Annotated in this window: 11 protein-coding genes; 8 read left to right on the top strand and 3 right to left on the bottom strand. The window is 36.7% G+C overall.

The features are described from left to right. Nucleotides 1-467: 467 nt before the first annotated feature. Nucleotides 468-3158 (top strand): methyl-accepting chemotaxis protein, encoded by a 2691-nt coding sequence (locus tag AC0KSB_RS13165; protein WP_472310030.1) that lies wholly within the window; start codon nt 468-470, stop codon nt 3156-3158. Here the strand turns inward: AC0KSB_RS13165 and AC0KSB_RS13160 are convergent. Further along, a complete protein-coding gene (locus AC0KSB_RS13160) occupies nt 3155-3706 on the bottom strand; it encodes a helix-turn-helix domain-containing protein (protein WP_472310032.1) in 552 nt (183 codons plus the stop codon). The two genes, AC0KSB_RS13165 and AC0KSB_RS13160, sit on opposite strands and share 4 nt — an antisense overlap. Nucleotides 3707-3899: 193 nt before the next feature. Here AC0KSB_RS13160 and AC0KSB_RS13155 point away from each other — a divergent pair, with 193 nt between their 5' ends. From AC0KSB_RS13155 to AC0KSB_RS13125, 7 genes are all read left to right on the top strand, one after another. Further along, the gene (locus AC0KSB_RS13155; RefSeq protein WP_472310028.1) at nt 3900-5402 is read left to right on the top strand and encodes a sugar ABC transporter ATP-binding protein; all 1503 of its coding nucleotides are present in this window, start codon (nt 3900-3902) and stop codon (nt 5400-5402) included. Further along, the gene (locus tag AC0KSB_RS13150) at nt 5402-6376 is read left to right on the top strand and encodes an ABC transporter permease (protein ID WP_472310026.1); all 975 of its coding nucleotides are present in this window, start codon (nt 5402-5404) and stop codon (nt 6374-6376) included. The genes AC0KSB_RS13155 and AC0KSB_RS13150 overlap by 1 nt, the downstream gene beginning before the upstream one ends. Beyond that, a complete protein-coding gene (locus tag AC0KSB_RS13145; RefSeq protein WP_472310024.1) occupies nt 6373-7368 on the top strand; it encodes an ABC transporter permease in 996 nt (331 codons plus the stop codon). The genes AC0KSB_RS13150 and AC0KSB_RS13145 overlap by 4 nt, the downstream gene beginning before the upstream one ends. Before the next feature lie 95 nt (nt 7369-7463). Next, nucleotides 7464-9029: a response regulator transcription factor gene (locus AC0KSB_RS13140; RefSeq protein WP_472310022.1), complete on the top strand. Its 1566-nt coding sequence runs from the start codon at nt 7464-7466 to the stop codon at nt 9027-9029. Continuing rightward, nucleotides 9026-10903: a sensor histidine kinase gene (locus AC0KSB_RS13135; RefSeq protein WP_472310020.1), complete on the top strand. Its 1878-nt coding sequence runs from the start codon at nt 9026-9028 to the stop codon at nt 10901-10903. The genes AC0KSB_RS13140 and AC0KSB_RS13135 overlap by 4 nt, the downstream gene beginning before the upstream one ends. Further along, entirely contained in the window at nt 10887-11954 is a 1068-nt protein-coding gene (locus tag AC0KSB_RS13130) for a substrate-binding domain-containing protein (protein ID WP_472310018.1), read from the top strand. Before AC0KSB_RS13135 ends, AC0KSB_RS13130 begins: the two co-directional genes overlap by 17 nt. 132 nt (nt 11955-12086) lie before the next feature. Continuing rightward, nucleotides 12087-13124 carry a substrate-binding domain-containing protein gene (locus tag AC0KSB_RS13125; protein WP_472310016.1) on the top strand — a complete coding sequence of 346 codons (1038 nt, stop codon included), beginning with the start codon at nt 12087-12089 and terminating at the stop codon, nt 13122-13124. A gap of 79 nt (nt 13125-13203) precedes the next feature. Here AC0KSB_RS13125 and AC0KSB_RS13120 read toward each other — a convergent pair whose 3' ends face one another. Both AC0KSB_RS13120 and melA read right to left on the bottom strand, forming a co-directional pair. After that, nucleotides 13204-14337, bottom strand: a complete 1134-nt coding sequence (locus AC0KSB_RS13120; RefSeq protein ID WP_472310014.1) for a trans-sulfuration enzyme family protein — start codon at nt 14335-14337, stop codon at nt 13204-13206. A gap of 124 nt (nt 14338-14461) precedes the next feature. Further along, entirely contained in the window at nt 14462-15784 is a 1323-nt protein-coding gene (gene melA / locus AC0KSB_RS13115) for an alpha-galactosidase (protein WP_472310012.1), read from the bottom strand. Between the last annotated feature and the right edge of the window lie 265 nt (nt 15785-16049).

The raw sequence follows: 16049 nt of genomic DNA, 5'->3' as shown, positions 1-16049 counted from the left end.
GTTGAACGTTTGCCGTTTTTCTTAATGTCCTTGATTACATAATATGAGGTTGCATTAGGAGATTTCACTGTATTTAAGCGCATGACTAGGCCCTCCTTTGCTTGTATTATAACACATTACGATACATTACGCAAGGAGAACTGTGTTAAATTTGACAGTTTTTTACATGAAAAAACCCGCTGTTGCGGGCTTTGCTCGGTGCTGCTATTGGTTTTTATCTGGTGGAAGTGTCAAACTCCCGAGATTTCATTCATATTACCAAGCATTGTCATATATTATTGTAAGACCTCCACTTCGTTGTGAAGTGGGGGTTTTTGCAATATGCTAACAAAGTAATACTAAATAAATAGTCGATGATTATTTGGTAAAGTGTTAGAATCATATTGTAACTGACTTCCAAAGATTGTTTTGTGATACTTAGGTTGTAAAAAAGATATTTATGTGAACCTTTATAGGAGGATGAGTATATGAAGAATTTTAGGATTGCCTCAATCAGGTCAAAAATATTGATGATTTTATTGCCGCTCACGATTATATCTCTAGGCATACTTTTTCTGATTAGTTTTCAGTCGACAAAAAGTCTGATTGACCAGGAAATAAGTGAAAAAATGGAAGAAAGGCTAAGTCATACGATATTAGCGGTTGAAGAGCAGCTTGGAAGCCATAGCAGCATAGCTCAGGGATTGGCACAGCTAGCTGCTGCTGCTGGCACGGATCTTACAGAGTCTGATTACGAAAATCTTCTCGAGGAATATATAAAGCTAAATGATGATACTTTTGGAGCCGGTATATGGTTTGAAAAGGGATATTATAATAATCAGGAATATTTCGGCCCTTATGTTTACAGAGATGGTGATGGATTTGCCTATACTGATGAATATAACACTGCCGAATATGACTATCCTTCACAAGAATGGTATCAAAATGGTGTTGAAGCCGGTGGCGCTGTTGCATGGTCTGATGCATTTTATGACGATTTCTTAGATACTGTTCTTTTGTCAACAACAGTTGCTTTTTATAATGGAGAGGTTCTTGCCGGAACAACAACTGCAGATATTGATCTGGCAAATCTGCAAAATATGATTGCAAATTTACAGATTGGACAAACAGGTCATGCATTCCTTTTAGATCAGACTGGTGTTTATTTAGCCACACCTGATGTTGAAAAGGTAATGACAATGTCAATTACAGAAGATACTAATTCTGATCTGGCCCTTCTTGGTTCTCGGCTTATAAATGAGCAAAAAATAGAAGGTTCATACTCAAGTGATAGTGGCAGGCAAATGTTATATTCTGCTCAGATTCCGGAAACCGGCTGGATACTGGCATTAACTATATCACAGAATGAATTGTACAAACCTCTTTATGATTTGATTACAAAAACAGCAATTGTTATGCTCATCATGCTCATTGCGATGGGTGCTGCTATAATTATTTTTAGTAATACTTTAACAAAAAGCATCAGAAAAGTAATTTCAATGGGTGAGAAACTTATTCTGGGGGATCTTGATCAGAATATACAAAGCAAAAATAAAGATGAAACAGGCGAGTTGACCAGAATGTTTGCTTCTCTGTCTGATAGTATGCGGGAAAAAGCTGCTGCTGCCCAAAGTATTGCTCAAGGAGATTTGTCTGTCAAAGTAAAAGAATATAGTGAGGCAGATACTTTATCTAAAAGTATGAATCTTGTTGTAGATACGCTTAATAAGTTAATAGCAGAAACCGCTAAATTAACAGAGGCTTCCACAGAAGGTGATCTTACAGTGCGTGGAAATCAGGACGCTTTTGTTGGCGGCTATGCTGATATGGTACTAGGCATAAACAATACCCTTGAAGCAATTGTGAAACCATTATCCGAAGCAGAGAACGTTCTTGTATTGATGTCAAAAAACAATTTAGAAAATGGTGTTGAAGGTCTATATAAGGGAGATTTAAAATCACTTGCTGATGCTGTGAATAGTCAGAGAAAACAACTTCTTAGTATTCAGGATGCAATGGTAAGAATAGCAAAAGGCGATACCAGTCGTCTTGAAGAATTCCGCTCTCAGGGCAAATTATCTGATAAAGATCAGATGATACCCGCTATAATTTCTGCAAACGAGACAATAGACAATCTGATCAAAGATATCGAAAGCCTGACAAGGGCAGCCTCTGAGGGTAATTTAGAAATACGTGGACAGGAAGAACAGTATCAAGGTGGATATAGGAAGATAATTGCTGGTATTAATAAAACACTTAATGCAATGGCGGAACCGATGCAGGAATTATCTAAAGTTCTTGCTTTGGTTGCGGAAGGGAAACTTAATGTTTCGATGAGCGGTGCATATAAAGGCCAGTTCGAGGAAATGAAAAATGCTCTTAATTATACAGTTTCAACTTTGAATAACACACTTTCACAAATAAATGAGGCCTCTGATCAGGTTGCTACAGGTGCTGGACAGGTTTCGATGGCAAGTCAGGATATTTCACATGGTTCCACCGAGCAAGCCAGTTCTGTTGAGCAGCTTTCTGCTTCTGTTTCTGATTTGTCAAATCAAACTAAAGATAATGCTCAAGCTGCAAATGATGCGGACAACCTTGCTGCCAGAGTCAAAAATTCCGCAGATACGGGTAAAACACAAATGGTTGATATGCTAACTGCTATGGAAGCTATCAGCGCATCTTCACAAAATATCGCAAAAATCATCAAAGTTATAGATGAAATAGCTTTTCAAACCAATATTCTTGCTCTTAATGCCGCTGTTGAAGCTGCCAGAGCTGGTTCTCAAGGTAAAGGTTTTGCTGTTGTTGCAGAAGAAGTCAGAAGTCTTGCTGCAAGGAGTGCAGATGCTGCTAAAGAAACAGCTGAATTAATTGAAGGTTCTATGGAGCAAATAGAAAAAGGCTCTGAATATACTACTCAGACAGCTGCTGTTCTTGATGAAATCGTAGACGGTATTAATGATGTTTCTGAAGCTGTAGCCAATATTGCCAGATCTTCAAATGATCAAGCCTCTGCTATTTTACAAATAGATAGTGGTATAGACCAAGTGGCAAAAATAGTTCAAAGTCATTCTGCAACAGCTGAAGAGAGTGCTGCAACCAGCGAGGAACTTACAAGCCAGGCAACGATGCTTAAAGATCTGGTTGCTTCATTTAAGCTATCGAAAGAAAATTAATTTTTCTGATTAGATTTGGCAAAAAGAATTGTGACTATTAGAGCGATAACAGATAAAAGAATACCTGCTAAACCTCCACCTAAAGCAGTTCCAGTTTTTATAGAAAAAGCATTCAGGGCAAAGATAGAATTATCCAGTCTGCGACCTGAATTTTTTTCTATTTTATCACCGCTTGATGTGAGCAAAACCATCATGCTTATAGATACTAGACCAATACAAAGACTGTTTAAGGAGTTTAAGGCGATAAATATACTTATATAAAGGCGTCCCAGAATAGCATTGTTTATATTAATTAGTATCATGTTTTTGCGAAAAATTTTGTTGAAATAACTAATATCATTGTAGCCGACTAGGTTAGAGCTTGTCTGAACCGGTAGATCTGATTTAATAAGGTAACTACAAGCGTTTTCAAGTTTGATTCTATGATTTAGATTTGAAAAGTTCAAATCTAAATCATTTTTTGCCAGCCGGGAAATATAGCTTAGGGAATAATTAAAAACATCCGAATCTAAAAAGAATTTATAGAAAAGGTTATTTTTTGAAAGAATTTATATAAAAATTTTCTCAGCAATGGATCTCCTGATAAGAATATTAAAAAACTGAGACGCCTTATAAAATTGTCTGGATAAGATGAGTTGACACAGTTTAGTACCACAAATCTAAACATCTTCCTATTCTCGTCATTAATTATAGATATTAATATTTGGCTGGCAGGTTATTTACAAAACGGAGGTGCTTGGATTGGAATATATAGAATTGCGAAATATAACCAAAACTTTCGTCGGAGTTACCGCTCTTTCTAACGTTAGTATGAGCTTTCGCAAAGGCGAAGTACATGCAGTGGTAGGAGAAAATGGTGCGGGTAAGTCGACGATCATGAAAATTCTCGGGGGTGTATATTTTGCCGATAGTGGTGAAATATGGATTGATGGAGAAAAGAAAACAATTAATGACGTTTCAGATGCTTTGAAATGTGGAGTGAGTGTAGTTTATCAGGAGTTAAATCTGATGCCCGATCTTACAGTTGCAGAGAATATTTTCTTGCACGATATGCCTTCTCGGGCTGGAATAACAGATCGCAAACGACTGAATAAAAAAGCGCAGGATTTGCTTGATACAATGGAACTGCAGTTAAAAGCGGATCAGATGACAAGCACGCTTAGTGTTTCTGAACAGCAAATGGTAGAAATAGCCAAAGCGCTTTCTTGTGAATGTAATATTGTAATTATGGATGAACCAACTGCTTCTTTAAATAATAAGGAAGTTGATACTTTATATAGGTTGATAAAAAGTCTTAAAGAACAAGGTAAAACAGTAATTTATATTTCACACAGATTAAAAGAAATATTCGATTTGTCCGACCGGGTCACTATTCTTCGGGACGGTGAATATATAGGCACATATATTACTAATGAAATAGGCAGTCAGAAACTGGTTGAATTAATGGTTGGCCGTGAAATTTCTGAGTTTTACACAACTGCGGATCATAAGCCTGGTGAAGTTGTGCTTGAAGTCAAAAATTTAAGCTGTGAGGGTTATTTTAAAAATGTCTCTTTTAGCCTAAGAAGAGGTGAAATACTCGGATTGTCAGGCTTGATGGGATGTTTCCGCGAGGAAATTGTGAAGTCGCTATATGGGCTTATACAGCCCGATTCAGGAAGTGTTTGGTTAAATGGTTTAGAGATTAAACCTCAAAAACCGGCTGATGCTATTAAAGCTGGTATTGGTTATGTTACGGAAGATAGAAAAGCCGCAGGAATCTTTTCGCTTATGTCTGTGCGCGAAAATATTACTATTAACATTTTGAACAAAATCAGTTCTTTTGGTTTGATTAAAGGTAGAGAAGAGCAGGAAGTTCTTGATAAATATAAAGCAAAAATGAATATGAAATATAGTGGATATTATCAGAGAATAAACAGTCTCTCAGGTGGTAATCAACAAAAGTTTTTGCTGGCAAGAGCTTTGGCAACTGGCTGTGAAGTACTGATCATGCTTGAGCCGACAAGAGGTATAGATGTTGGTGCAAAATCGGAAATATATGATTTGCTTGGTGAACTAGCTCGTCAGGGAATGGCAATAATTATTGTTTCATCGGAATTGCCGGAGATCATTGGAAACTGCCATCGTACACTGGCTGTATTTCAAGGACAGATAACTGGTGAAATATCAAAGGCAGAAATGGATGAGAATCTGATCATGCAGTGTGCAACTGGAAATAGAACTTTCTTTCGAGGTGAACAATAATGAAGCAGGGAATCAAGAAATTCTGGTATTTATGGGATAAAGTAGGTGTGCTGATTATTTTGGCAGTAATATTTATAGTTTATGCACTTATTAATCCAAGGATAGTTGCTCCGCAACAGTTGATAACAACCTTGTCTAGAACAGCAATAACCGGCATTGCAGCAGCAGGGATGACCTTTGCTATTTGCTCAGGTGGGTTTGATCTTTCTGTTGGCTCGATCGTGTCATTAGTAAGTTGTGTAATAGCATCGTTGGTGACAGGAGGAATGAATACCTGGCTTGCTATATTAATTGCTATTGCAGTAGCTGCCTGTTGCGGTGTTGTCAACGGATTACTGATATCCAAGCTAAAAATACAGGCTTTTGTGGCAACTTTAGCTACGCAACTTGCTTTTGCCGGCGTTGCCTTGGTTTATAGTGGAGGAATAGCCGTTCAGATTACTTCTAAATTTAATAAGGCTCTCAAAACATTATCAACAGGCAGATTATTTGGTGTAGTTCCGATGCCTGTCGTAATACTGCTTTCTGTTTATCTAGTCGCTTGGCTGGTATATAAATATACTGTTTTAGGAACTCAGATCAGGGCGATTGGTTCAAATGAAACTGCTGCCAGAACTACAGGTATAAATACAGATAGAACAATAATTGTTGTTTATATTATTACTGCGGTTTCCGCTGCTTTAGCTGCAGCATTAAATACATCAAGGTTGTCTACAGGTAATCCAGGACTGGGAAGTGGTTTTGAGTTAGATGCCATTACCGCTGTAATTCTTGGTGGTACAGCACTCTCAGGCGGCAAAGGCAATATATGGGGAACATTAGTTGGGGCTGTGTTGGTAACTTTTGTAAAAATGGGACTTAATATGCTTGACGTGGGAGAGGCCTATCAGAAACTGGCTGTTGCAGGAGTTTTGATTTTTGCTCTTACCATCAGCGGTATTAGAGTGATCACGGATAGAGGTGTTAACAAATGAAAAAAAAGAGATTTCACATAGATTTTGCGGAGCATGGCATAGTATATGCTTTGATAATATTCTGGGTGATACTAGCATTAACAAATGAAAATTTCAGAGGAATCACTTTTTACCAAAATATATTGAGAATGGCATCTTTTAATGCTATATGTGGTATAGGTATGACTTATGCTATTATAAGCGGTGATTTTGATCTTTCTGTTGCTTCTCAGGTTGCTGTTTCATCTGTTGTTCTGACTTTGATTCTTCCTACATGGGGTATAATACCGAGCATCTTTTTTGTGCTTTTGCTTGGTGTAGGTATGGGACTTGTAAACGGTATTCTGATTGCCAAGATGAAAATACCTGCTTTTATTACAACTTTGGCTACTCAGTTGGGATATCGTGCACTTGCTCAATTGATAAACAATGATCCGGTTGTCGTAAGCAATGATCTTTTCAAATCAATAGCTCTGCAAAGAGTAGGATTTATGCCACTGTCTTTTATAATAATGGCTGTTCTTGCAATTCTTGGTACAGTTATTTTGCGTTGGACAAAGCTTGGTCGTCATATATTAGCCATCGGTAATTCACATAAAGCTGCGGAAATATCAGGCATTAATATTGCTTTTACACAAATAAAAATATTTGTGCTTGTTGGATTGTTTACTGCTATGTCTTCTATTATGATCACAAGTTATCTTGGATCTTCTAATTATGGTATGCAAAACGGTCTAGAGTTTACAATTATTTCTTCTGTCGTATTAGGTGGAACAGCTCTTGCTGGAGGTAAAGGCAGTATATTTAATACAGTCGTTGCTGCTATTTTTCTCGTATCTATTAAAAGTGCAATGGATGCCTGGGGGCTTGGAAGTTACTGGCAAAGAATAGTTGAAGGTGGAATCCTTGTATTTGCTTTCTCCATCACTCAGATAAGAACAATGATAAAAGATATGATGGTGAGATATAATTCAAGAAAACAGTTGAAAGAAAGATTATCAAGTCAGGCATAAATGTCTGATAGAAAGTATAATAGATTAATTGCTTTTGTAATCCAGAATCTGATTATTTCAGATTCTGGATTCAGGCGTTCTTGAAAGGAGGAGTTATGAAGCTGCTTATTGTCGAGGATGAGAGTATTATCAGAGAAGGATTGCTAAAAATAACCGACTGGAATAAGCTTGGGTTCGAAACAGTACTGGTTGCTGATAACGGTGAAGCGGGAATAATTATGGCGAAGCGGATGAAGCCAGAGATAATTATTTCTGATATACGTATGCCTAAAATGAATGGTCTTGAAATGGCGGAGGCTATCAAAAAAATACATCCTTTTTGTCGTTTTGTTTTTGTTAGTGCTTATTCAGATAAAGAATACTATAAAGCTGCCATAAGAATCAAAGCTGTGAGTTTTATAGAAAAACCAATAGATGTTGCTGAAGTTGAAGAAGTTGTTGGTCAGGCAATAGATGAAATAAAAAGAATTAAGATACAGGCATCCGAAGGCCAACTGGCATTAAAAAAAGAACTGGCCTCGCAAATATGCCGCAAAATCAACGGAGAAAATGATTTTTGTGTAGAGCATGCTTTTGAAACAGCTGGCTGGAGTGATATTATTTCCGCTTATGTTAATATTACAGCCATAGGTTTAAAGCTACAGATTGATGAAATGGAAAATGGCAGTGTTATCTGGGAAGGATTAGAGAATAAACTTGATTTTTTGGAAGATGCACTCAAATTCAAATATATTACAACCGTTTGGCAACATGATATGTTATTTATTTATTTTTTTACGCAAAAAAGCTTTGCTATGACTACTCTGAGTTTTATTTGTGACCATATAGCAGGTATTATAAATAACACTCATAAATTTTATATCACAGTTAGTAAGACCGTAAAAGGAATCAAAAATATAGATGAAGCTTTTTCTTCTGCATCCTATCTTATGCAGAGAGCATTTTTTCAGCCATATGGACAGATTCTTTTATTTGAAGAAGAAACATCAAATACAACCAAATCAAATCAGCTTAAAGAATACAAAAAAGGTGTTATTCTGGCTTTAAATGAAATGAATCATGCATCAGTTTTATCGGCAATGGATAATCTGATTAAGTATATAGAAAAATCCTTGAGTTTTTTGAGTGCAGGCAAGGTAAAAGAAATATATTATGAACTGATGTCAGAGGTATGTCATGTGGCGGAGAGTTTTCATATAAACATAGGTAATTACGCTGAGTCAGATAAAGATAACTGGGTAATGGCGGTCGACAAATTGAATTTAATCGAATTACATAATTTTGTGCTTATACATATAGATAAGCTTTATAATGGACTCCAAAACAGAAGTAACGAGAAAACTCAGATAACGGCTATTCGTGATTATATTAGCAGGCATTATCAGAATGAAAACCTTTCTGTAAAGAGTGTCAGTGATTATATGGATCTATCTACATCCCATATCTGCTTTGTTTTTAAAAAAGAAACAGGGCTTACAATAAATCAGTATATTACAAATTTTCGCCTTGAAAGAGCAAAAATATATCTTAGAGAATCTAAATTTAGCGTCTCAGAAATAAGTAATAAAGTAGGTTATCGAGACAATAGCTATTTTGGTCGTATATTTAGAAAAACGGAAGGTGTTACACCTTTAGAGTATAGGGAAATGAAATTGCGATGATAAATCCAATTAAGTATGCGTTGAATGATATGCCTGTTAAATGGCGTTTGACATTAACTAATCTTATACTGGTTCTTGTGCCTCTTGCAATTGTCTGGCTCATTTTCTATGGGCGTTTTTTTTCAATCATTGAGAGGACTGTTCTGGAATCTCATCAGACATCTTCGCTACAGATAAAAGGTAAAGTTGAAGGTGTCTTAGAAAACATGATATCAAGCGCTGATCGTATAGCTGACAATAGAGATCTCGATGATTTTCTGAGGATGAAGTCTGCTGATTTTGTTTCTGATTCAAGTTCGCATGAGTATTTACTATCTTCGCTAAAATCCTTTTATGCAGTTGCTATGTCACAAATTGATGAAAAAAATATTACAGATATAAAAATATATTTGGATGGAAGTCATATTAATCTGAATTATGCAGCACTAGGAAGAGATACTCAGGAGGGATTTAGAGGTATTTTCGACAATATTTCTAAAATCGAAAATACGTATTGGTATGGCGTTTTTGCAAGTTCTGATCGTGAACGCCTTCTTGCCCCTGGTTATATGCTTAGCAGCAGGGAGCTAGAAGATCATGGAGACATGGCCTTGATATCTAGAATATACTATAGTGATAACGGATCAAGGAAAACTGCTTATATAGCAGTTTATCATTCCCAGTATTCGATAGAAGAATCTCTTTTGGAAACAATGACGATAGATAATGGTTCGGCATACATACTTAACGAATGGGATTATCTTGTAGCCAGCACAGATGAAATAAATACCGGTGCCTATATGATGAGATATGACGATCTTTCGATGAGATTCCCAGGAAATGGTACTTATAGTAGAACTGAAATAGCTGCTGAGGATGTTTTTATAGGGTACAGAGACATAGATTTTTCTGATTGGAGAATAGTTTGGGTAATACCTTATGCCAGCCTTTTAATAGAAAGTAAAGCTCTGGTAATAGAATTTATAAAACTATATTCATTCTTTATTATTCTTGTACTTATTCTTGGGATGATAATAGCTAATTCTCTGGTAAAAAGATTATTAATGCTGAGAAATCAGATGCAGCATGTCGATACAGAATATCCTAAACAGCTTAGAATTAATGCGGGGAAAGATGAAATAGGTGATTTGATTCAAGCTTATAATGTGATGGCGGGTAAAATTAATACTTTGACCAGAGAGAAAATTAAATCTAGTGAGGAGTTAAGTTCAGCAAGATTGCAGGCTTTACGTGCACAGATAGAACCACATTTTCTTTATAATACTTTGGATATGATAAACTGGCTTTCCAGAAATAATGATAATCAAAAAGCTTCTGAGGCTGTTATGGCATTATCTAGGTTCTATAGATTATCTTTGAATAAAGGGAACCTCACAACAACTGTGGCAGAAGAACTAGAGCATGTTTCATTATATGTAAAACTAATGAATATGCGTTATAGAGGAAAGATTAATTTTATTATTGATGTCCCTGATGAAATTATGGATTTTAAAATACCTATGGTTATACTACAGCCAATTGTAGAAAATTCAATTCAACATGGAATACAAGAAAACACAGTAGGCAGTGGAAATATCTCGCTGGCAGGCTGGACAGATGGCAAGACAATTTTTTTCCAGATTGAAGATGATGGAGTAGGTATTTCAGAAGAATTAATGAAAACGCTCACTACTTCAGTACCGAAAGAAAATTCTGAAAGTGGTATAGGCGTGTTTAATACTCATCGAAGATTGCAATTAAGTAGTGAAGAAGAAATTTCTGCTGGTAGATATGGCTTAAGCTATAAAAGTAGTATTGGCAAGGGTACCGAAGTTACGCTTGCAGTGCCTATTTTACAACAAGAAGGGGATGGAGAAGATGAATATAAAAACTAAAGTTAAGTATAAAATTATTAATATAAACATTTTGAAAATGCTAAATCTCTCGGTTATGTTGCTTTTTGTTTTGATATTAACTGGCTGTATGTCTTCAGATAAAAATAATTCAGCTGGCAACTATGCGGTTATTGTGAAAAGCGAAAATAATCTATATAACGAAAGATTGATTGAAGGTTATACAGATGTAATAGAATCAGCTAATGGTAATGTTTTAGTTCGAACCCCAACTGATCCTTCTGCTGAAGCTCAGATCAGAATTGTTAACTCTTTAATAGATGAAGAAGTGGACTGCATTGCTATTGCTGCCAACAGTTACCTTGCCCTGCAGGATACTTTGCAGGAAGCGATGGATAATGGTATTAAAGTAGTGTCTTTCGATTCGGCTGTTGATAAGCAAAGCAGAATGATTCATATTGAACAGGTTGAAAGCTGGAGTATTGGCTATACTTTAATAGAGGCAGCTTCTGAGATTGTTTCAGGGGAAGGCCAAATTGCGATTATATCTACAACCAATCAGGCCAGAAATCAGGAAGCTTGGATAGAGTCAATCAGAAATCATCTTGAGAGGGGCGATTACCCAGGGCTGACTCTTGTTAAAATTGCCTATGGCTATGATGATTATCAAATTTCCTATGAAACAGCAATTAATCTAATTTCTACTTATCCAGACTTGGAGTTAATTATCGTTCCTTCTGCCGCTTCAATGCCAGCTGTCGCACAAGCTATTGTTGACAATGGCAAAGATTCAGATGTTAAGATTACAGGCCTTGGATTGCCAAGCGATATGCATCCGTATATAGGTAAAAATAAAGTGTGTCCTATAATGTTTTTATGGAATCCGATTGATCTAGGCAAATTGGCTGCGTGGGCTTCTTTAGCTCTTGTTTCTGGAGATATAGAGGGCTCCCCAGGTGAAGTGCTAAAAACTTTAGATATGGGTAATTTTAATGTAGTTTCAGAATCAGGAAGTGGTAGCAGAATTATTCTGCGCGAACAGCCACTTTTTTTCGATGAAGACAATATGACCGACTGGATAGATGTTTTTTAGCTTTTAAGTAATCAAGAGTTTATTACCATAAATCAAATAATAATCCGATTTAAGAAAGCTTGGCTTCTCCATATAATTTCAAACAGGGAATGAAGCACATATCCCCAACTGAAAATGAATGGAGGAAAGAAAATGAAAAAACTATTGACACTATTACTTGTTGCAGCACTCATGCTGTCATTGGCCGCATGTGGAGGGTCTGGAACAGAAACAACCACAACAGCAGCTCCGGCAGAAACAACTGCTGCCGAGACAGATGCAGATGACACAAATACAGATGAAACTGATGCGGGTGCTGATGAGGATTTTGTAATAGGCTGGTCAGTCTATAACATCGCATATGAATACTTCATCTCAATGCAGGATGGTGTTCTGGCAAAAGCTGAAGAGATGGGAATAACTGTTATTTCACATGATCAAAAAGAAGACGAATCAGAAATGATTACAGGTGTTACAAATCTGATAGCTCAGGGTGTAGATGCGATTGTTATTTCACCTTGCAGACCAGAAGCTATGAATACTATCGTTGAGCTGGCTCATGAAGCTGAAATTCCTGTAATTATCGTTGATATCGGAACGGGTGATTCTGATTATGATGCATTTATAATCTCTGATGTTTTTGGTGGCGGTGAGATGGCTGGCGAATACGCTCTTTCTTTTATAGAAGATAAAGGTATTGAAAGTACAAATGCAGCGATTATCAAATGTGAAGAATCTGCAATATATGCAAGACAGCGTGGTGAAGGCTTTAAGAGCAAAATCACAGGAGCAGGATTTACCATTGTTAACGAACTTACTGCAAATTCAAGTCAGTCTGAAGGTTATGAAGTAATGCAGGATATACTGGCTTCTTATAGTGATGATCTGGCAGTAGTATTCTGTGAGAATGACAATATGGCTCTTGGTGCTGCTCAGGCAATCGATGAAGCTGGCCTTACCGGTGAAATTATGGTTATTGGGTTTGATGGTAACGAAGCTGCAGTTGAAGCAATACTTGATGGTACACTGCAGGGAACAATCGCACAACAGCCTTTTGAGATGGGTGCTTTGGGTGTAGATATCGCCTATTCGCTTATAAAGGGTGAAAATATCGATTTTGATCAAGCCGATACAAAAACAATGTTCGCTGAAGTTTATCTGATTGATGAAACAGGTGAAAGAGCTAACTAAGTTGCTTCGTGTTTAGACTCCATATTTCCTTTCAAGAGAAAAACTCCAAATTAATTTTTGGGGTTTTTCTTTTTAAATTTCACTTCAGAGCATTGCTAAGATCTTCAATTAAGTCATCAATATGTTCTAGTCCAACTGATAATCTCAAGAGTTTTTCAGTTACTCCTAAATTTGCCAGAATTTCTTTTGGCACATCGCTGTGTGTCTGTAAAATAGGATAAGTTATTAAGGTTTCTACCCCGCCAAGACTCTCAGCATATGAAATAAGACATACTCTTTCCAGTATTTTACAGGCTGTTTCTTCACTGTCTGTTTCAAAGGAAAGCATGGCTCCAAAACCACTTGCCTGACTCTTGGATAGTTCATGGCCTGGATGTTCCGGAAGTCCTGCATAATGAACTGCTTTAACTTTAGGCTGTTTGCCCAACCATACAGCCAGTTTTTGAGCAGTTGCCTGCTGGTGTTCAAGTCTTATTGCTAGCGTCTTTATCCCTCTGATTATAAGCCAACTGTCAAAAGGCGATAGGCAAGAGCCTGTCGTTTTATAGATAAAACGCAGTTTTTCCGATATATCATAATCTGCAACGACGAGGAATCCTGCTAGTGTGTCATTATGACCGCCAAGATATTTTGTGCCGCTATGAATTACTATATCAGCACCCAGAGTAAGTGGTTTTTGAAAATACGGTGACAAAAAAGTATTATCTACAATTAATAATAGATTGTGTTTTTTTGCCAGTTTGGCTGTTTCTGCAATATCTGTAACCTGCATCATTGGGTTGGTAGGTGTTTCTATTAAAATTGCCTTTGTATTATCATTTATCTTTTCTGATATATTTTCAATAAAAGAAGTATTTATCAGATCGAAAGTCAGTCCGTTTTTTGCAGATATATTTGTCAGCAATCTATAGGTTCCGCCATAAAGATCATTTGAAGCTATAATGTGATCTCCTGGCTCGAATAATTCCATAAGAGCGTTAATTGCAGACATGCCTGAACTGAAAGCCATTGCATCCTTGCCTTCTTCCAGCCTTGCTACTGTTTTTTCAAGGTGCTCACGAGTAGGATTTTGCAATCTTGAATAATCATAACCGGTACTGCTTCCAACACCAGGATGTGTGAAAGTTGCCGTCTGATAAATAGGGACGCTAACTGCTCCTGTTTTATCGCAACTGATCTTGTTTCCATGTATGCAAATTGTATTAAAATCCATAAACACTCTCCTCCGATATATATCTTAGGAAATATTCTCAAATCCGACTAATCGCACTAAAAAGATATGATTAGTCGGATTGTTAAGAGATTTATATCATACTCGAAAGAGAGTGTCAACAAACTCATTTGTAGATTTTCATATAATCACCATGAGCTTCAAGCATTTCATCACACATATTTTTTATGTCATCTATACTAAGTTCTGCTGCTGTATGAGGATCAAGCATTGCCGCATGATAAATATTATCACGCTTTTTTGTACGGGCTGCTTCAATTGTAAGTAGCTGGACATTTATATTAGTCATATTAAGAGCTGCGAGCTGAGGTGGCAATTCTCCAACCAAACAAGGTTGAATGCCGCTTGCGTCCACCAAGCAAGGAACTTCAACACAAGCCAGATCAGGTAGATTTGTTATTAAACCTTTGTTTAAAACATTGCCGCCTATCTTATAAGGTTTGTTTTCTACGACTGCTTCAAGAATATAAGAGGCATATTCCTGGGATCTTTTGTGTCCGCGATTAGCATCAGCTGTTACATCAGCTCTGTCCTTATTCCATGAATCTATCTGCTCAACACATCTTCTAGGATACTCATCCAAGGGAATCATATATTTTTCAATGAGCTCAGGATACCTGCTTTTTATATAGTAAGGATTATATTCAGCATTATGTTCGCTTGATTCTGTGCAATAATAGCCAAAATGATTAATATAGTCGAAACGTACCATATCATCATGCGAACCTGCAGCATTTTTAGTAGCTGCTCTTTTTCTTATTTCAGGGTAAAGGTCAATTCCGTTCTTATCTTTTATCTCTAAAAGCCAAGCCATGTGATTTATACCCGCAATGAGTTCTGAATGTCCGGATAATTTGTCAGACATATCTATTCTCGATAAAAGATTTTCGGCACAATGTTGAACGCTGTGGCAAAGTCCCACCGTTTTGATACCGGTATATCTTTGCATATAACCGGTAAGCATTGCCATAGGATTAGTATAATTAAGTAAAAGTGCTTCAGGGCAAACCTGTTCCATATCTGTGGCAAAATCTTGCATTACAGGTATTGTTCGCAGTGCGCGCATAATCCCACCAATTCCTGAAGTGTCAGCAATAGTTTGCCTTAATCCATATTTCTTCGGAATTTCAAAATCTATTACGGTTGAAGGTTTATACCCTCCGACCTGTACAGCGTTTATAACAAAATCTGCATTTGCTAAAGCTTTTTTTCTATTATCGATCCCTGCAAATGATTTTATAATAGCGCGGTTATTATTTGTTGTTTTGTTGATTGCGTTTAGTATAGCCAGAGAGTCCTCAAGCCTCTGACTGTCAATATCATAAAGTGCGATTTCTGCATCAGATAATGAGGCGGCAGCCATGCAATCACCAAGTAGATTGCGCGCAAAAATAGTGCTTCCAGCTCCCATAAATGTAATTTTAACCATTGTATCCTCCTTTTTTTTAGTACATTACTAATAATGACAATATAGAGTAAAACATAATTAGTTTTATATAATAATTGTTGAAAGTAATTGTTAAAATGTTGCAAATATGCTATGTTCATTTTATGGAATAATATTTTTAGTCAAGTCCAAAAAGTTGGTGTAAATTGTCTTCCGGTATCTGCATGAATCAGGTGACAACATGCAGGTATGCTGCTCGTTCTGCTAACGCTTCTTTTCTTGCTGTTTCTCTCTCATCAAAGTAGCG

The organism is Ercella succinigenes (assembly GCF_900002895.1).
Note: the sequence above shows the minus strand (reverse complement) of the source record. Positions and strands in the feature narration are given on the sequence as shown.

Excerpts from the sequence above, each read along its gene's own strand:
- AC0KSB_RS13165 (WP_472310030.1), top strand. The coding sequence starts at position 468 with ATGAAGAATTTTAGGATTGCCTCAATCAGGTCAAAAATATTGATGATT.
- AC0KSB_RS13150 (WP_472310026.1), top strand. The coding sequence starts at position 5,402 with ATGAAGCAGGGAATCAAGAAATTCTGGTATTTATGGGATAAAGTAGGT.
- AC0KSB_RS13145 (WP_472310024.1), top strand. The coding sequence starts at position 6,373 with ATGAAAAAAAAGAGATTTCACATAGATTTTGCGGAGCATGGCATAGTA.
- AC0KSB_RS13140 (WP_472310022.1), top strand. The coding sequence starts at position 7,464 with ATGAAGCTGCTTATTGTCGAGGATGAGAGTATTATCAGAGAAGGATTG.
- AC0KSB_RS13135 (WP_472310020.1), top strand. The coding sequence starts at position 9,026 with ATGATAAATCCAATTAAGTATGCGTTGAATGATATGCCTGTTAAATGG.
- AC0KSB_RS13130 (WP_472310018.1), top strand. The coding sequence starts at position 10,887 with ATGAATATAAAAACTAAAGTTAAGTATAAAATTATTAATATAAACATT.
- AC0KSB_RS13125 (WP_472310016.1), top strand. The coding sequence starts at position 12,087 with ATGAAAAAACTATTGACACTATTACTTGTTGCAGCACTCATGCTGTCA.
- AC0KSB_RS13120 (WP_472310014.1), bottom strand. The coding sequence starts at position 14,337 with ATGGATTTTAATACAATTTGCATACATGGAAACAAGATCAGTTGCGAT.
- melA (WP_472310012.1), bottom strand. The coding sequence starts at position 15,784 with ATGGTTAAAATTACATTTATGGGAGCTGGAAGCACTATTTTTGCGCGC.